15 protein-coding genes are annotated in these 18,978 nt (G+C 43.8%); 7 read left to right on the forward strand and 8 right to left on the reverse strand.

What is annotated here, in order from left to right; genetic code table 11:
* Positions 1–523 precede the first annotated feature (523 nt).
* Positions 524–1,273, forward strand: coding sequence for a glucose 1-dehydrogenase (locus WDV74_RS05590; RefSeq protein WP_338885064.1), 750 nt, complete (start codon positions 524–526; stop codon positions 1,271–1,273).
* Positions 1,274–1,506: 233 nt separating this feature from the next.
* On the opposite strand, the gene WDV74_RS05595 is transcribed toward WDV74_RS05590, so the two are convergent.
* The 8 genes from WDV74_RS05595 to pgaA all read right to left on the reverse strand — a co-directional run bounded on the left by WDV74_RS05595 (position 1,507) and on the right by pgaA (position 11,693).
* Positions 1,507–2,430, reverse strand: a complete 924-nt coding sequence (locus WDV74_RS05595) for an EAL domain-containing protein (RefSeq protein ID WP_338885065.1) — start codon at positions 2,428–2,430, stop codon at positions 1,507–1,509.
* Between the two features lie 388 nt (positions 2,431–2,818).
* Positions 2,819–3,304 carry an OmpA family protein gene (locus tag WDV74_RS05600; protein ID WP_338885066.1) on the reverse strand — a complete coding sequence of 162 codons (486 nt, stop codon included), beginning with the start codon at positions 3,302–3,304 and terminating at the stop codon, positions 2,819–2,821.
* On the reverse strand, positions 3,301–4,563 hold the full coding sequence (locus WDV74_RS05605; protein ID WP_338885067.1) for a diguanylate cyclase: 1,263 nt from the start codon (positions 4,561–4,563) through the stop codon (positions 3,301–3,303). The genes WDV74_RS05600 and WDV74_RS05605 overlap by 4 nt, the downstream gene beginning before the upstream one ends.
* A gap of 5 nt (positions 4,564–4,568) precedes the next feature.
* Positions 4,569–5,183: a YfiR family protein gene (locus WDV74_RS05610; RefSeq protein ID WP_338885068.1), complete on the reverse strand. Its 615-nt coding sequence runs from the start codon at positions 5,181–5,183 to the stop codon at positions 4,569–4,571.
* A gap of 236 nt (positions 5,184–5,419) precedes the next feature.
* Complete coding sequence (gene pgaD / locus WDV74_RS05615; RefSeq protein ID WP_338885069.1) at positions 5,420–5,842, reverse strand: poly-beta-1,6-N-acetyl-D-glucosamine biosynthesis protein PgaD; 423 nt, start codon at positions 5,840–5,842, stop codon at positions 5,420–5,422.
* On the reverse strand, positions 5,839–7,170 hold the full coding sequence (gene pgaC / locus WDV74_RS05620) for a poly-beta-1,6-N-acetyl-D-glucosamine synthase (RefSeq protein WP_338885070.1): 1,332 nt from the start codon (positions 7,168–7,170) through the stop codon (positions 5,839–5,841). The genes pgaD and pgaC overlap by 4 nt, the downstream gene beginning before the upstream one ends.
* Positions 7,163–9,199, reverse strand: coding sequence for a poly-beta-1,6-N-acetyl-D-glucosamine N-deacetylase PgaB (gene pgaB, locus WDV74_RS05625; protein ID WP_338885071.1), 2,037 nt, complete (start codon positions 9,197–9,199; stop codon positions 7,163–7,165). The genes pgaC and pgaB overlap by 8 nt, the downstream gene beginning before the upstream one ends.
* Before the next feature lie 10 nt (positions 9,200–9,209).
* Entirely contained in the window at positions 9,210–11,693 is a 2,484-nt protein-coding gene (gene pgaA, locus WDV74_RS05630; RefSeq protein WP_338885072.1) for a poly-beta-1,6 N-acetyl-D-glucosamine export porin PgaA, read from the reverse strand.
* Positions 11,694–12,572: 879 nt separating this feature from the next.
* Between pgaA and menD the strand changes: the two genes are divergently transcribed.
* The 6 genes from menD (at position 12,573) to WDV74_RS05660 (ending at position 18,978) form a co-directional block, all read left to right on the forward strand.
* Positions 12,573–14,246, forward strand: a complete 1,674-nt coding sequence (menD, locus tag WDV74_RS05635) for a 2-succinyl-5-enolpyruvyl-6-hydroxy-3-cyclohexene-1-carboxylic-acid synthase (RefSeq protein WP_338885073.1) — start codon at positions 12,573–12,575, stop codon at positions 14,244–14,246.
* Positions 14,207–15,013: a 2-succinyl-6-hydroxy-2,4-cyclohexadiene-1-carboxylate synthase gene (gene menH / locus WDV74_RS05640; protein ID WP_338885074.1), complete on the forward strand. Its 807-nt coding sequence runs from the start codon at positions 14,207–14,209 to the stop codon at positions 15,011–15,013. The genes menD and menH overlap by 40 nt, the downstream gene beginning before the upstream one ends.
* Before the next feature lie 12 nt (positions 15,014–15,025).
* Positions 15,026–15,883: a 1,4-dihydroxy-2-naphthoyl-CoA synthase gene (menB, locus tag WDV74_RS05645; RefSeq protein WP_338885075.1), complete on the forward strand. Its 858-nt coding sequence runs from the start codon at positions 15,026–15,028 to the stop codon at positions 15,881–15,883.
* A gap of 16 nt (positions 15,884–15,899) precedes the next feature.
* Positions 15,900–16,880: an o-succinylbenzoate synthase gene (menC, locus tag WDV74_RS05650; protein ID WP_338885545.1), complete on the forward strand. Its 981-nt coding sequence runs from the start codon at positions 15,900–15,902 to the stop codon at positions 16,878–16,880.
* Positions 16,871–18,310 carry an o-succinylbenzoate--CoA ligase gene (gene menE / locus WDV74_RS05655; protein WP_338885076.1) on the forward strand — a complete coding sequence of 480 codons (1,440 nt, stop codon included), beginning with the start codon at positions 16,871–16,873 and terminating at the stop codon, positions 18,308–18,310. Before menC ends, menE begins: the two co-directional genes overlap by 10 nt.
* A gap of 125 nt (positions 18,311–18,435) precedes the next feature.
* Positions 18,436–18,978, forward strand: a complete 543-nt coding sequence (locus WDV74_RS05660; RefSeq protein ID WP_338885077.1) for a YfaZ family outer membrane protein — start codon at positions 18,436–18,438, stop codon at positions 18,976–18,978.

The raw sequence follows: 18,978 nt of genomic DNA on the forward strand, positions 1-18,978 counted from the left end.
ATCAGACATAATAGGCACTAGAGTGCAAGAGTGTATGTAACGGATCCACTGACTCACATCAATGGTGTGGGCAAGTTATACGCATTAAACTTCAAGTTGCCATTTACAATACGATATGAAACCTGATATCTCCCCGCTTCGCGGGGAGATATCACTCGCATCTTGAAGTTAGATTGGTATAAAATTTTAATTTAGCCTAATAGTTTTTAGGATTGCAGAATTGATTTTTATTTGTATTAAAATACGAAATTTAACCTGTTTAAGTAAAAATAAGTCACGAAAAAGATTAAAGAAATCATTGAAAATAATATTGATAGTATCTGTTTTTATGAATTAAATATATTTTTAGTTATTATTATTTTTAATATTTAAAATATATGCCTTTAGGCATAACATCCAAAATGTTTATCATAAGATCAGGCAAAAATTTTATTATTGGAAAGAGCATTATAGTTGTGGAGTATAGTAATTTGAAGAGACGAGGAGAGATTAATTATTTATTGACTTAAAGGAGATATATGTCATGGGCTCATTTGAGAATAAAGTAGTATTGATCACTGGGGGAACAGCGGGAATAGGATTGGCTACTGCTATTGAATTTGCGAAAAAGGATGCAAGTGTCCTTTTGGTGGGGCGAAATGTTGATAAAGGTAGTAAAGCAATAGCACAAATGCCACACAATTCTAATTGTGCGTTTTATTCTGCTGATATGAGTAAACGTTCAGACATTAAGCAGCTCTTCTCATATATTAAAGAGCATTATGGTTGTTTGGACATTGCTGTTAACAATGCTGGAATGTTCGGTGCTTCATTTACCAAAATAACCGAATATCCGGATGAAGTCTGGGATGACGTCATTGCGACGAATGTGACAGGCGTGTATCAATGTATGAAATATGAGATACCGTTAATGGAGCAATCAGGTGGAGCAATAGTAAATGTCGCATCAGTTTCAGGGTTAAAGGCAAATTATGCAGGAGGGTGTGCCTATACTGCCAGTAAACATGCGGTGGTTGGGTTGACAAAATCTGCTGCTTTAGAGATGGCAAAGTTAAATATTAGGGTTAATGCTGTGTGTCCAGGATTAATCAGGACAGATATGTCAGTCAGTGTGTTTGGTGATAATTTAGATGCGTATAGTGACATCCACCCAATTGGAAGAATTGGGGAAGCAGAAGAAGTCGCGAATGCTATCGTGTGGTTATCGAGTAACAAAGCGGAATTCATTACAGGTTGTTGTTTGCCTGTTGATGGCGGTTTAATGGTAAAATAGATTTTAAATACCAATCTCTTGAATTGATGCATAATAAGATCCATGACGGACAGGTACATGGTTGTACTCAATCCGTCATTTTAGTTTCTGATATTTAAAAATCAGTATTGACTTTTAATGGAACGATATAATTAATGGAGATTCCTATATACCAATCTAATTTTAAGGTGAATGTGATTTCTTACTGCTTTGCGGGGAGAAATCAGGTTTCATATTTGTAGGAAGAATTCTTATCATAACCATTTCTTGACAAATTCTTCCAACGGTATTGGGCGGTCAAAGTAATATCCCTGCAAATAATCGACAGAATAGTTTGCTAACTGATTAGCTTGTTTTTGGTTTTCAATTCCTTCAGCCACAATTTCCAGATGTAACCGCAGGGCAAGGTCAATGATATTTTCCACAATATTTTTTGAAACCATATCGGTATTCATTTTGCTAATAAAGTTATGTCCAATTTTCACTAAGTTAACATTAATTTTTTGTAAGTAATTGTAATTAGAGAAACCGGTGCCAAAGTCGTCTAGTGCAATTAATACGCCTAATTCATCCAATTTATTGAATAAATGAATAGTATGATTATCGAGTTCCAATAATTCTCGTTCGGTAATCTCCAAAATCAATTTAATAGAATTTTCTGGAAATGATTTCAGAAAATAATCACAATCATCAATTAACCTGACGTCGTTATAATGTTTTGCACTAATATTGAAATTAAAATGGAAATTTGCGGGTAATTGATGAGCAATAGGTGCAAAATAGTCTCTCACTTGGGTGATTAGGTTATGCGTTAACGGAATAATCAAATCTGATTTTTCAATGTGTGCGATAAATTTATTTGGTGACAATAACCCATGGGTTGGGTGTTGCCAGCGAACAAGAATTTCACATCCAGCAATTTCATTGTTTTTACTACAAATAATGGGTTGTATGTAGGGAATGAATTGCTTATTTCTAATCGCTTTTTTCAAACGATATTCTGGGATAATAATGGTTTTGGTATGCTTATAAAAAAACATCGCAGATATGAGCGTAAGCAGAGACAATAAAATAAATGTATATACTAACTCTACATCTGGTTGGATATTATCCTGATAATTGGAAAATAATCGCCAGAATATAAAACTTGTGCTGGCAGTGATGGTGATGAATAACATCACAAACATCCGATACAGGGATCGGTATGATTTCAGATCCAGCCCCATCATATCTCCTTTCTTGATAAAGCCCATTTCTTAACAGTAGGCTTGTTATCCAAACTATGCAAAATTTTATTAACTTACCGGTTACAAAAAAGAGTTTCTTTTTTTGCGAAAACAACGTCGGTTATACTACAGGAAGAATTTAAAGACAGGAAATAGCTATATGGCTATACGGTAAAATTGGGAGGAATTTTTTTCTCGTTGCTAAGGATGAGCAAGATAAACCAATATTGCTGCCATCCGTGGCTAAATTATTATTTGATTTATATCAATACATTATTAGGTTTTTCCTATTAAATAAGGCGGTTTTAAAACCCATATTGTCTGCTTTATGGTATGGCTATTACGGTGTTGTTATCACAATGGCAACCCGACGATTTTCTGCCCGACCTTTTGCGCTTCGGTTATCGGCGATAGGTTGGCTTGCCCCTAATCCACGGGTTGTCAGATTAGCACGCTGCATACCTCCCTGTGTTAGTGCATCTGCCACAGTGTTGGCGCGTTTCAACGATAATTGGTGGTTGTAACTCACTTCTCCGTAGTTGTCAGTGTGGCCATCAAGGCGTGCATGGTGGATACCCACTTTGGATAACACACTGGCGAGTTGTTTTAATTTTGCTTCGCCTTCTGGACGCAAGTGAAATTGGTTATTACCAAACAATACCTTTTCGGATATACCAAATAACCAGCCTTCATCAGTTTGTTGAAATCCTTGTTGTTTAAGTGCGGCGATTTGTGCGATTGTCAAAGCCCCTTTATTTTGGCAGGCACTGAGGAAAAGCGCGCTAATAAACATAAAGATAAATACACAATAACGATTTCTGTTCATAGAGGATCCCTTGATAGATAGTTTAGTTTTGTTGTATCAGCGGAATACCAGCCACCGCCTCGTTGTTTAATGTGATACATCGCCGCATCGGCTTCAGAAAGTAGTTGTTCTGCCGTTAGTTCTCCATTGGATAATGCGATACCGATGCTGAGTGTGATACGTAGATGTTGTCCGTTGGGAAGGAGAATGGGGGTATCCATGGCATGAATGATATTTTTAGCAACGCGTTCTGCATCTTCTGGATTGGCGGAAGGCAACAGGATAGCAAATTCGTCCCCGCCAAGTCGGGCAACGGTATCTGTTTTTCTTACTCTTCGTTTTAAGGTGGCGGCGATAGCGACAAGCACGTGATCACCAGCAGCATGTCCATAGACATCGTTGACATATTTCAGCCGGTTACCATCAATAAATAATATCGCGGCACTTTCACGCATAAATTTATCGCTCATGACGGTGGAAAGAACGCGCTCAAAAGTTGCCCGATTTGGTAAACCTGTCAGGGAATCATGTTGTGCTTGCCAGGTTAAAGCGGCTTTTTCTGTTTGCAGATGATGTTGCCACTCTTCCAGTTCTTCTAGCAGGTGATTGAAAACCTGGCTTAGCTCATGCAGCTCAGCAATATGGGCAGAGGGCACGCGCCGTGAAAATGTCCGCCGTTGCCGTACATCATGGGCAACCGCCGTAATGTTTTGCAGCGCCCTGACGATACCATCATGCATACGCAACGAGAGGTAGAGTGAAATGACGGCGCTGAACAGCAGGCAGGCAAATAGCACCAGTAGAGCCTGATAAATAAATTTGATGATGTGGCCGCTGTTGCCAATTAACCAGACTGAGCCCACTTTTTGCTGATGGTGGTAAATTGGCAGGGTAAAAGGTTCAGGAAAAAGCCAGTGCTCGATCAATTTCTTGAAATTGCCAGTATGAGTCTCCTGATTGGCTTGCCAACTGGCTAATACCTGTTGTTTAGCATCAAAAATTTTGGCTTCTGTAAAACCATCGTGAATGGCAATCATTTCCAATATTTCTTTTGCTGCGGTTTTATCCTGAAAAACCACGGCGGCTTGTGTGGTATGGGCAATGGTTGTAGCAATCAGTTTTAAACTGTTTTCGGCATATTTCTGCATGGCAAGCAATGCCAGTAACGATAAAAACAAGCCAACTACGGATAATATGATAAATGTAATGACCAAATGGATCCGGTGGAAAGCATGACGTAAAGTAGGGCGCGATGGCATCAGTGAATAACGTTTTTTCATATAGATTATTCCACCTTACGAGCCAATTGCAGGACATTCGGCTGTACGCGAACACCACTGCGCGTCAGAATATCAAGATTGAGGCTAAATGTTGCTGGCGTGCTGTTAATGTTGAGGCAAAATGCGCTGCCAATTTCACAGTTCGGATTATTTTCAGCAATGGTAAGCAATGGCTTGTCATTTTTCAGGTTGATTACCTGGTGTTGAAGTTGTGGATCGACTTGACCATAGTAAATGACATCACATCTTTCTATAAGTTGTTCTACGTTGAAATTGAGTGTTTCAACGTGCAGTTGTGTGTGATCAGAAACCATATCAATGTGGGTTAGAGCGCTAATGTAATTGGATGGAGGAACCAGACATAAACGCAGGATAGTAGGCGTAATAGGCCAGTGGGTATAACTAATAATTCCAGAAACAACCCGCGCCACATTTTCGTTTCGTGCTGTTTTTTCATTGCTTATTCGTTTTTCATTGGTGTCAGGCATAGCCATTACTGCTGAATTACATGTGACGGTGATTAAGCATAAGGTCATCAATATCCGTAGAAATAACCTAGAGACACAACGTTTAAAAATAGTGCGCTTACAAAGATGATGAATCCGTTCAATTACTTTCATATCGGGTTCCAGTATATATTTTTCATCCAGTATTTGTTTTTCATATTGTAAATGGTTGTGTTAATGATCGTGTTAACGTTATTGATAGAATCTGTTATTAGCCAGAACCTATCTCATTAAAGAAATGAAACTGAATGAGATAGGTTGAACAGTTATTACCTGCCAAATAAGAATATTAGCAATCTAATTGATACCTTTAAGGTATAATTGCATTTTTAGTGAATAAAGGGTTATTTCTATATTGATACATCTTCATCGACTCCTATTATATGTCCATGATTGTCATAAGTGATACTGGAAACTTTGCTTTGCCTTAAGGTATCAAACAATTTTTGTTCCAAAGTAAAACTTTGCGCCACCTCAGTATGGGTTAACGCAGGTCGGTGACGACGACGTTCGATCCTAAATCGACGTTGGTTGTATTTCGCCCAGCCAATGAGCAAAAATGCATTAAATATGGCAACGGCAATATAAAGGATGATGGTTCCCAATTCTGAAGTAAATAATGTCGCAGTAAAAGGCTTGGGATCATTATGGGAGACGTAAAATAATCCCACCATGAATAAATAGATAAACCCTACCCAAGCCAGGATGGTCAACAGAATATCAATTAAACGCGGCCATAACCTTTGTTCGGTAAAAATCAATGGTTCTTTCATGATTCGATTCTCTCTATCCCCCTGTCAGGGCTTTCCCAGCGAGCACGTTTTCTGTGTACTTTAAGCATCACTTTGGGAAAAGATACCAGCGTCGTAAATAGGTTTAGCATCCAATAAACCATCGGATACCAAATCACCCAGAACAGCGATGAAGCAACGTGTTTTTCATAGCGTCGTTCAATCACTAAACTGACGGTAAACTGGAGCAGGCAGGTAGCCGCCAGAACCAACCCCGTATACCCAGGTGGAAATAGCGTATAGACGCGAATGTTTTCCGGTAATGTGACGAACATACCAAGTAAAAATAAAATGATGGAAAGGGCAAATGTAAATGACCAGATAACGGAGCAGCAAAATTCAGCAAATAACCCCCACATGCGGCGATATTGCCATGACCACAATTGACGCAGGTTTTTCAGGAAAACTTCGGCTCCACCTTGTGCCCAGCGTAATCGTTGCTTCCATAATCCCCGTAGGGTTTCAGGCATTAAGATCCAGCAGATAGCACGGGGTTCGAAAAAAATGGACCAATGGTGTAGTTGAAGTTTCCAACTCACATCAATATCTTCGGTGATCATGTCATTACTCCAATACCCTACGTCGGCCAGAGCCCGGCGATTAAAGGCTGCAACAACCCCTGAAACGGTAAAAACTTGGCCATAAATCCGCTGGGTACGTTTGATTAGACCAATGATGGAGGAAAACTCCCCAACCTGAATACGCCCAACTAAAGTGGATCGTGTACGAACGCGGGGATTGCCTGTAACAGCACCAACACGGGGATGATCAATCATGGGCTTGACCAGCCAAACAGCGGCATCGCGATCTAACAGGGCATCGCCATCAATGCAAACCAGATAATCGCTTTTCGCGGCGGCAGCACCCGCTTGAAGTGCGGTCGCTTTGCCTTGATTCTGTTTCAGGTGTATCACTCTTAAGGCTTGATGCTGTTTCGCCATCGCATTGAGTTCATCTGCGGTGCTGTCGGTTGAACCATCATTGATAGCGATCACTTCAATATTGGGATAGCGCTGGTTCAAGGCGGCCAGCAATGTCTCACGAACATTTGGCCCTTCGTTATAGCAAGGGATCAAAATTGAAATCAGAGGAGCACCTTCAAGATGCGGGGCTTCTTCGCCAACAATTTTCCAATGCCTTTCCCGATAGAGCCAGAAATAGATCCCTCCTGAGATCCAGATGGCCGACATGAACAAAGGCCAGAAGAAGACAAAGTTCAGCATGACTTCCCCGGTAAAGGTGATAGCGATACCGAGAGGGATGCTCAATACCAAGCAGAGCACTGCAAAAGCAATAATACGATCAATCATTAAGCGGATACCATTCAGGAGAAAGAACGGGGCGGATCTCATTCATTTCTGGTTGATTGTTAAGAAAGTCATCAGGGTAGTAACCGAAGCTCTGAGCGCCATTGAGCTGCAATTGACGCATCCATTCTGCTAATTGGTGCCCTGAAATTGCGCTTTTATCCAGTGGATTGCGCCAATCTACGGATTGCAGTTCGAAGACCGTTTTGTCCAGTGCTTGTGGGCGTTGGGCAATGGTTTTCACCAATTGGGATAACCATTGATTGCTTTTTGCTAGTGGCACATTTTCCATCAATGGCATTGCCATTGGGGCAACCCAATCGTAATGAGCGAGGAAATCATCCAGATTTTGGGCAAACCACTCTTCGCTGTCCGGTTCCAGAATGGGTAGGGCAAAAATATTGCGCGCAGTTTTGATCTGATAACCCCGTATTGACTTAAGTTCTCTGGTTAACTCATGAGTGAAATCAATCAGGTATTGGCTTTTAAAGCGTGTCCAACGAGCGAATTGTTCCGGATTTTGCCGAATTTCTGCAATAGAAGCAGATAAACCTGCGGCCTGATAAGCGTTGATGGCCTCTGCGCCAGCATCTTCAAAATCGGACATAACGGCGTCATCGTGATACAGAATGCCCTGAAAAATGGCATGAGAGGCCAAATCTTGATAAATCTCTTTGATCCGTCGACGGTTTTCTGGGTTATAAGGCGATAAACGACGATATTGTGTCGGGTTGACAAACAGCTTGTTATGATTTGTGTCATAACTCATCACCCGCGGAAGTGAAGACTCCAGTTCAAAGGCCAGAACAGGCATCCACGCATAAACTTCAATGTTCAGGCGGCTGTGCAATTGCCAAGCGACACGGTTAAAGAGATCAGCTCGCATCGGTAGCCAGCGATTAGGAAAGTAGAGTTCACGTACATTGCCATCGCCTTTGGGATCAGCAAAGGCTTGCAGGAAAACGGTATTGACGCGCAGATCGGCAACGCGCTGAACCAGTTTATCGAGATTATCGGCTTGTTGAGCGGGATCTGGATCATAAACATAGTCCAGATCAATATGGGCAATCCGTAAGAACGGTTTATTCTGTACCTGAATGACTTGCTCGGCGAACTCTTTCAGGGAAGGATTATGTGTGAGCAAAATACGTGGAACATTATCAAGATTGTTGACGTTTGCCAGCCCATTATCCAGAGTCAATGCCATTTTGTAGCCGTAACGTTTGGCTATTTCCAGGGTAACACCGTTATCGATGCCATAAGGCCAAATCCAGACTCGTGGCTGCTTGCCTGTGGCTGCGATAATTCTTTGGGTGATCGTGGCGATATCCTTTTCCATCCGCTGACGAAACGCCTGCTCACTTTCATAGATTCCTGTTTTCTTATCGTAAATGCGAATGGCCGCGGCCGGCTCGGTATTGCCTTGTGGATTAGCGATGGCACCGTAATGATGCTGATAAGTATGGGAGCCTATTTCCACTAAACCAGAACGAGACATCTCAGCCACCTGTTCCCAGGTAGTGAATCGCTCCCGTGCTACCATCAACCCACCAAAATCAACGGGTTTTTTGGCTGGTGCATCAACCCAGATCCCAACAGGTGCCAGAATGGCTGGCCAGTTATAGGCTTTCAGCAGCGGAAATACGCGATGGTAAAAGCTGCTATAGCCATCGTCGAAAGTCAGCAATACAGCTTTGGGCGGCAATGGCGTACCGCCTTGATTGGCAGTGAGAATTTGGTCGACTGTAATCGGTTGGTAGCCATTTTCCCGCAGCCAGGCAAACTGATCGTTCAATGCGCTGGTACGGACTGACATAAAACGCTGATCTGCACCATCATCTTCAACATCATGGTAAGCCAGAACGACAAAGCCATTTTTAGGCCAGGGGCGTTCATTCATAGGAAGCGGCCGTTGGGCTGGTGGAACGAAATCAGGTTTTTCTGCATATGCCAACATGCTAAGCTGGGGAACCAGCAAGCTAACCAATAGTGCCGATATCATCAACCAATGACGAAAAACATTGTATGTCATAAAAAATCCTTTAGAACCGATAGATTAAATCAAAAGCCGCTTGCAAATTACTTTCGCGTTTACCGTCATAAGGACGTTTATCCAACGTGAGCCTTACCCCTGCGTCAATAACATCATTCCATTTGATACGTTGACCATATCCAATCCTTGTGATCAGGCCACTGCCGTACCCTTGCTGCCAATATTGCCCAATGCCAGCCACAACTTGCTGGCTCCAGACTGTTTGATAGTGCCGATATATGGTGTGGTCTGCTTCCAGTTCAGGCAGGAAGGTAAAGTCGCTTTTGGGATTGAAATAGGGGGTATTTTGCCGAGTATTGTGAGTTGTACTCAGTTCCAACTGCCCATCAAGCTTCAGGTAAGGGGCGGTATATAGGCGTTGAAGGCCATCAATGCCATATTCAAAGCGATGGTTGCCATCTGAAAAGAATGCAGGAGCAAAGCGAGCGCTCCATTGGCTGCGTTCGCTGTATCTCCAGCGAGCATAAATTTGTCCACCATTGGCGTGAATATTATTGCTCAACGCACGCAAGGGAGTATTACGGGCAAGACGTTCTGTGGAGCCACCCAGTCGCCATTGATCATTGAAGTCATACCAGGCTGCGATCCGTAATCCCACTTTACTGCCATGACGATAATGACGCGCAGAAACTTCACTTTCCAGCCAAAGATCCCGTGAACGCCACTCTACACCACCGCGTAAATCACGGTTTAGCCCCCGGCCTTCTGAAAATTGGCCGCGATTGTAAGCACCACCGGCAAATAAGCGCCAATTATCCTCAAAGGGAGGGCTATAAAGTACGGCATCAATATCTGAACTGTGTTTGCCACTTTCTGGATTATCTGAATTAATGCCTTGATTGACCCTAATTTGCAGTTCTGACATATGATGTACATTGCGTAGACGGTTAAGGCGTTTTGCGAGCATGTCTTCTGGTGCGCGGGTAATAACATCATCGGCCAGCAAATCCATCTGTTGCCATTCTTGCAAGGCAAGGGCGGTATAGCCTTGCTGGATTTCCAATGCCAGATTACGGTGATCGAGTCCTTCAATTTGCTTTAACTCACTTTCCGCACGGTGTGGCCAACCACGATCCAGCCAGATAGCCGCCAGATCAATCCGCAATTTCTGGTTGCCAGGTGCTGTGCGCGCTAAATGGGTGAAGCGTTTTTCTGCTTCAGGAAGGTCTTCACGTAATTGTGCAGATTCTGCTAAAAACTGCTGCCCTTGTAGCCAGTCATCATTCGGAACGCGGATGGGAGAGCCAAAGACATTAAGCATATAAGGATTGCGTTGTTTGAGATCGGTGGCAAGCTGTTGGGCTGCATCCAGATGCTCACTTTCCACATTCGCATAAAAAAGGACGATATCGTCTTCAAGGGGAATATTAGACGATGATATTTTCCCTGATGGGGAGATATTTTCATCAGGGTAATTCAAAGCGTGCAAAATATTTCGTGCTTTTTCTGGCTGGCGCAGATTCAGGTAGGCTGCTGCTGCCCATTTCTGTGCATATCCTGGGATAGGTAGGCCTTGTTTTCGCAAGAGCAGATATTCATCAATGACTTCTTGCATCCGATGGCGGGAAAGAAGGGCACCAAGCCGATCAATGCGCGCCTGTTGGTAGTCTTGCTGTGCATCGGATAGATTGTGCCATTGGTTAAGCATATTCTCGTAGCGTGCAAGTGCTTTGTCAGCAATGTCAAAGCGCTCTGTTTCACTGCGGTTAGGGAGCATTGACAAGCGAACCAATTCTGCTGCGGCGTCAGCTTCCAGCCTGCGCAGTTGCGTCGTGGTGAATTGTGTGGCGTGTTGTTGTCCTAAACGCCATGCAGGATCACTGATTCGATGGTTTTTTAGGCTGAACAGATAGTCTTGGGTGACTTCTTTATTACCAGGAAACCGTTTATACGCGATAGAAAGCATTTGCAGGGCATCCCATGTCCGGCCGGCAGCCTGATCAACATAGGCCAGTAAACGGTAATTAGCAGCATTAGGTTGATGAGCCAATAACTCTTTTGCCAAACGACGGGCTTCTGCGTCTTGTTTGGCATCGGCGAGTGTCATGATAAGACCCGCCTTGATATCGCTGCTCTGTTTATCCAGGGTCAAGGCTGTTCGCCACATCTGTATTGCCTGTGACCATTGGCGTTGGTTGCGATAGGCGCGGGCAATAGCCGCGATCCCTCTGGCGGGCATAGCCATTGAGCGATAGCGTTGCCAGAGAGAAATGACCTCATCATCATGCCCAGCCCAACTTGCAACTTGTAACCAATCAGCAACTTGTGAGGAAGAGAGACGATATCGTTTTTCTTCCTGACGAATATATTCGAGCATAGGGCGGGTATTCCCCTTTCTGGCTTGCTGAATTAATGCATCGTAATCTGCCTGAGCGGATTCCGTTGTTATTAAACAACCTAGTGATATAAATAATGATAACAGCTTATACCGATATCTATGAAAGCCCATCGGACGGAAATAAAGATATGACACGCTATCCCCTTTTTATACTGCCTATTGATTTTACAAATAGCAGAACCAGACGGAATTAAATTTAATTTAGATTAAGATGAGTTTTTACATTCTTCATTTTTGAAGAGGCAGAATAATACGTACTGCGTGAATTTATATCAATGGGAAAATTTCATGAAATAATTACGGGCGTTTGGTTTTTTATTGGTATTATATTTCATTGAAATAATACAAAAGAGTTATGTTTATGTTTTAATGTTATTTAATTTGTTTTAAATCAATAATTTGCGTATTTTACACCCTGTTGTAAAAATGCTTATTAGAAAATAAGGGATAATGTTGGAGTTGAATTCAATGAAAAAAATTTAAACTGAGCGTAAATATTTTTTATTACCAAAGAGTGAATATTATTGATTTTTGAGATTTTTATTTGAAATAAATTGGCTCAACTGAGGTTGATTTATTTTTTCAGTATAAAAATATGGTTTATTAATCGTAATATGACTATATTTCAAAATTAAATATTATTTTTAATTCACATGCCAAAAATATTAGCGAAATTGGCATTCGATTATTCTCTTTTGTGTGTGAATTTCAAACAATATTGTACGAGTGATTTACATTGGTAATTATATGGATATTGTTATCACTTACAGATAACGTGAGATGATCATATTAAGATTTATCTGAGGAAATATTAGCTCAATCACTAATTAATTTTCAGTTTTGTTATCAATGGATTTTATATTTCTCATTTATCGCTGAAATATCACCCGTTAAATGGCAATTCCTTGAACTAAGATAAGGAAATCGTTTTTATCCGCATTAAGATCAAGGACGTCTTATATAATTATTTCTCATTCTTTGGCATCATTTTTTAAAGAATTTTTTGGGCATGATATGTCAAATAGCGCACTTAACCGCCGTTGGGCGGAACTTTTATTGGAAGCATTAACTCGCCACGGGTTGCGTCATATCTGTATTGCTCCCGGATCTCGTTCAACACCATTGACATTGGCTGCTGCAAAAAACCGCAAGTTGATCTGTCATACTCATTTTGATGAGCGCGGGTTAGGTTATTTGGCTTTAGGATTGGCAAAAGCGGGCAAAGAACCGATTGCGGTTATTGTGACGTCTGGAACGGCAGTTGCCAATTTGTATCCTTCTTTAATTGAAGCAGGCTTGACGGGAGAACGATTGGTCTTTCTCACCGCGGACAGACCGCCTGAGTTAATCGATTGTGGTGCCAATCAGGCCATTCGTCAGGTAGGTATTTTTGCTTCCCATCCCGCGCAAACTTTAGCACTGCCACGACCAACCACAGAGATCCCTGCCAGCTGGTTAGTTTCTTCCATCGATAATGCAATGTCAAACCTGAAACACGGTGCGCTACATATTAATTGCCCGTTTGCGGAGCCTTTGTATGGTAATGAAATGACAGGGCATCAAGATTGGTTGCAAACATTGGGAGCGTGGTGGCAAGGGCATGAGCCGTGGTTGGCCGAGCCAGAAGTACATACCACCCTCAAGGCAGTCGATTGGGATATCTGGCAGAAAAAACGGGGAATTGTACTGGCAGGGAGAATGAGTGCAGAAGAGGGCAAATATGTTGCCCAATGGGCAAAAGAGATGGGATGGCCGCTTATTGGTGATGTGTTGTCCCAAACGGGGCAGCCTTTGCCATGTGCAGACTTATGGCTGACTCATTCCCGCACTCAGGATATTCTGGCACAAGGGCAATTGGTGATCCAATTTGGCGCGAGCCTAACAGGCAAGCGATTGTTGCAATGGCAGGATAAATGCCAGCCTGAGCAGTATTGGATTGTCGATCCCATTGCCGGCAGACTTGATCCTGCAAACCATAGAGGGCGCAAATTCACTTGCAGTGTAACTGATTGGTTACGGGAGCATCCCGCATATTCGCGAGTACCTTGGGCAGAGGAATTGAATTCATGGTCAAAAAGCGCGTTTAAGTGTGTTGAAACAAAGTTGACGGGAGAATTCAGCGAGGCCGCGGTTGCGCATCAATTGCACCAATTGTTGCCAGAGCAAGGGCAATTGTTTGTTGGCAATAGCTTGGTTGTGCGTTTGGTTGATGCGTTGGGGCGACTTCCTGTGGGTTATCCGGTTTACAGTAACCGAGGTGCCAGTGGTATAGATGGCTTGATCGCCACCGCCGCAGGCGTACAGCGGGCAACCAATAAACCGACACTCACGATTATAGGTGATATCTCTGCCCTTTATGACCTGAATAGCCTGGCTTTATTACGCCATCTTTCCGCTCCCATGTTATTGATCATAGTGAATAATAATGGTGGGCAGGTTTTTTCTCTGTTACCAACGCCACAGGAAGAACGCCAGCGTTTTTACTGTATGCCGCAAGATGTCAATTTTGATCATGTTGCTGCCATGTTCGGCCTAAACTATGCAGCACCGCAAAATTGGCCGGAATTAAAACGCTGCGCCCAACAAGTATGGGATCGTAAGGAGACGACATTGATTGAGTTAAAGGTTTCAGGCAATGCAGGGGCGATATGCCTGCAAGAGTTACTGGAACAGGTGGCGGCGCTGTGAAACTAAACTGTCGGACATTTCATACCGATAACCAAGGGACATGGTTAGTTTGGTTGCATGGATTATTAGGAAGCGGTGGCGATTGGTTTCCAGTCGTGGATGCTTGTGATCGATATCCTTCACTGGTTGTCGATTTACCGGGACACGGTGATTCCGTCAATGTGAATGTAACTGGCGGTTTTGCCGAGATGAGTGAATTGCTGACGGCAACCCTAATCGGGCATTCAATCAATGATTATTGTTTAATTGGCTATTCACTGGGTGGACGAATAGCTATGTACCATGCGCTCTATGGCAAACAAAATGGCCTGCGCGGGTTGCTAGTGGAAGGAGGTAATCCGGGGCTGTTTTCCCAGCAGGAACGTGATGTGCGATTGCGCAATGATCAGCATTGGGCGCAACGTTTTCGCCAGGAGCCTATGGTGTCAGTCTTGCCTGATTGGTATCAACAACCGATATTTGCTGACTTAACGGCGGCACAACGTGAGCAAATTATTCATCTGCGCAGCCAAAACAGAGGAGATCGTATCGCAGATATGCTGGAAAATACCTCGTTAGGCCGCCAACCCTGGCTAGTTCCTGCTTTACAGCAAATATCTATTCCTTTCTCTTACTTATGTGGGGAAAATGATCGTAAATTCCAGAGCATAGCGCAGCAATATAGGTTGCCATTAACAACCATTCCTCAAGTTGGACATAATGCTCATTCTGGCAATCCTGTGGCTTTTTCCAGCACAGTGAACTGTTTTTTATCACTTTTTGGTTAAGGAAACACAATAATGCATTACCCAAGCGAAGAAAAATTATATGCCCCTATTGAGTGGCAAGATTGTTCCCAAGGGTTTGAGGATATTCTCTACCATAAATCCACAGATGGCATTGCCAAGATTACGATTAATCGCCCACAAGTGCGTAATGCATTCCGCCCCCTGACCGTCAAAGAGATGATCCAGGCATTGGCAGATGCCCGTTATGACGAAGCAATTGGAACGATTATTCTGACAGGAATGGGAGAAAAAGCGTTTTGTGCTGGAGGCGACCAAAAAATCCGTGGTGATTATGGTGGTTATAAAGATGACAGCGGAATACATCATCTGAATGTATTAGATTTTCAGCGGCAGATCCGTACCTGTCCAAAACCTGTCGTTGCCATGGTTGCGGGGTATGCCATTGGCGGCGGGCATGTCCTGCATTTGATGTGTGATTTGACCATTGCGGCGGATAATGCCATTTTTGGTCAAACTGGTCCTAAAGTCGGTTCTTTTGATGGTGGCTGGGGGGCATCGTATATGGCGCGGATAGTAGGACAGAAAAAGGCGCGCGAGATCTGGTTCCTGTGCCGCCAATACAATGCTAAAGAGGCACTGGATATGGGACTGGTGAACACCGTCGTACCTTATGCCGAATTGGAAAAAGAGACGGTACGCTGGTGTCGTGAAATGCTGGAAAACAGCCCAATGGCGTTGCGTTGCCTGAAAGCGGCATTGAACGCAGATTGCGATGGTCAAGCGGGTTTACAGGAATTGGCGGGTAATGCCACTATGCTGTTCTACATGACCGAAGAAGGGCAGGAAGGGCGCAATGCGTTCAACGAAAAACGCCATCCTGATTTCAGTAAGTTTAAGCGTAATCCGTAATAAGTTGTCATCCATTATGCGTAAAGCAACTTTGTACCAATTCAGCCTGCCTATGGAGGCAGGTATTATTTTGCGTTATCAGCGCCTGAAAACCCGTGACGGGTTTTTGGTGCACTTGCAGGAAAATGGACAAGACGGTTGGGGAGAAATTTCCCCATTGCCTGAATTTAGCCATGAAAGGCCTGAACAAGCTAAAGCATCGGCGGTGGAATGGCTGCAACACTGGTGCCTGGGGACACAGCCAGAAGAGAGCGATCTGCCTTCCGTTGCGTTTGGCCTAAGCTGTGCACTGGCTGAATTACGGGGAGAGTTACCTGAAACAGCTAATTATTGCAAGGCGCCGTTATGTACCGGCGATCCTGATGATGTGATCCGGCGTTTGGGGAATATGGCAGGTCAGAAGATTGCTAAAGTGAAAGTGGGGCTGTATGAAGCTGTACGGGATGGCATGGTAGTCAATGTGATGCTTGAAGCGGTGCCTGATCTCCGATTGCGATTAGATGCTAACCGCAGTTGGACACGTACAAAAGCAGAAGGTTTCGCTAAGTATGTCAATCCAGATTATCGGCACCGAATTGCTTTTATCGAAGAACCCTGCAAAACCAAGGATGAATCTCTGGCGTTTGCTCGTGAAACGGGTATCGCTATTGCATGGGATGAAAGTGTCCGTGAAGCCGGTTTTACCGTAGAAGCTCAGGAGGGTGTTTCTGCCATTATCATCAAACCAACATTGACAGGCAGTATTGACCGTTGCCGTCAATTAATTACTGAAGCTCATCAGTTAGGGTTAGAGGCAGTCATTAGCTCCAGTATTGAAACTAGCTTTGGTTTGACACAATTGGCGCGTCTTGCGCAATGGCTCACACCTGATTCACTTCCGGGTTTGGATACTTTGGATCTTATCCAGTCACAACTTGTCCGTTGTTGGCCAGAAAGTCATATTCCGTGTGTCATGCTGGAGAAGCTGGCTATGGTGTGGAGTCATGGATGCCAGTAATAGAGTGGACTCAATGGCCGTGGCAGCATTGGGCTGCATCCTTGCCTGAAAAACAGGCTATTCAGTTAGATGATGAGCAACTAACCTGGCATCAATTAACGCAACGTATCAATGCTATTGCTGTCCATTTCCACCAACAGGGTGTTGTGGAAGGTAGTGGTGTGATCCTGAGAGGTAAAAACAGCGCGGAACTTCTGTTATGTTACCTGGCTGCCCTGCGATGTGGTGCCAGAGCGTTACTTCTTAATCCTCAGTTACCTGATCGGTTGCTGGCGGAGCTATTGCCCCATCTCAATATGGATTATGGGGTGGATTTCACGAACTCGCCTTCGCCTGTTATGCCAGTTAAGAGACTTGACTGGCAACAAAAGTTTCCGGTGAAATACGATGGGCACGCAAAAAACAACCTGTTGGTGACGTGGGAAAGTCAACGCCCTGCCAGCATGATCCTGACCTCTGGCTCTTCTGGGTTACCCAAGGCTGCGGTACACTCCATTGGTGCTCATCTTGCCAGCGCTCAAGGTATTCTTTCCTGCATGGATTTTCAGCCAGATGATAGTTGGTTACTGTCATTGCCCTTGTTTCATGTTTCAGGCCAGGGGATCCTTTGGCGTTGGTTACAAACAGGCGCAACATTAGTGCTGCGGGACTTACACCCGCTGGATCGTGCGTTGTCTGGTTGTACCCATGCATCACTTGTACCTACTCAACTGTGGCGTTTGTTGGAACAATCCCATAACTCTCCATTGACATTAAACTATCCATTGACATTAAAAGAAGTGTTATTGGGAGGCGCCATGATACCGACGTCACTGTCCCAACGGGCTGAAGAACTGGGTATTCGTTGTTGGTGTGGCTATGGGTTGACAGAAATGGCATCCACTGTTTGCGTAAAACGCGCTGATGGGTTGCCAGGGGTAGGCAATCCACTCCCCGGAAAATCCATTCGCTTAGTCGATGAGGAAATTCAGATCCGGGCTGATAGTATCGCGATGGGTTATTGGGTTAATGGAGAATTGCAGCCATTGGCAGATAACGAAGGATGGTTCTCGACCCGTGATCGAGGCGTATTTGAACAAGGAGAGTTGCGGATTTTAGGACGTCTCGACAACCAATTTTTTAGTGGTGGGGAAGGTATTCAGCCAGAAGATATTGAGCGGATCATTAATCAACATCCTCTAATTGAACAGAGTTTTGTTGTTCCCATTCCTGATATTGAATTCGGTCATCGGCCAGTAGCGGTAATTGAAACTCAGTATCCTGCGCTAGCAGAGACAATGATTGATTGGCTTGCGGATAAAACCGCAGCTTTCCAGCGGCCTGTTGCTTGCTATGTGTTACCTGCACAACTGAAAAATGGCGGAATAAAGGTTTCTCGCCAACACGTGAAGCAATGGATAACAGAGATAAATAGTAAATATAATAAATGATAACGTTATTTACGTATCTTTATAAATCTAAACATTTCCTTGCTTTTTTGTCGTCTATGTCTCCGCGTCGGTTTAAGTACAATACCTTAGCCCATATAGGCATTGATTCATTAAAGGACAAGATTATGAAAGGCTTTATTGCTATTGGCGCCGCTAGTTTGCTCTTTATAGCTGGTTCAGCAAATGCTTTCTCTATAGATGCTCAAGTGGGAAAACATAGCACCAGCACCTCCGTGGGGATTGGTGATAAATATGCCGGTTTGTCTCTGACGGGTAACTGGACTCGTAGTGACCATAATGGCCAGCTTGGCAGTTTAGGTTTAGGCTTCGGTCTGCCATTGGGGCCATTAGCTGCAAACGTTGGCGCGAAAGGGCTTTATTTGTCCCCCAAAGATGGGAAAGATGGTGCTGCATTGGCTATCGGTGCTGGCCTTAGTTGGGCTGTGACTTCTTCTTTATCCCTGTATGGTGAGGCCTATGGTTCACCATCAGGCTTAACGTCAGGAATGGATTCTTATACTGAAGCTACAGGGGGAGCACGTTATACGTTTTTCAAGCCCCTAAGCGTAGCTGTTGGCTACCGTGTCATTGACATACGGGGTAGTCATGGTAATCGTAGTAACAAGGTTTCCGATGGTTTTTATGTTGGGGCTGGTTTGAGTTTTTAA

The sequence above is a fragment of the Xenorhabdus sp. TH1 genome (assembly GCF_037260955.1).
GTDB lineage: Bacteria > Pseudomonadota > Gammaproteobacteria > Enterobacterales > Enterobacteriaceae > Xenorhabdus > Xenorhabdus griffiniae.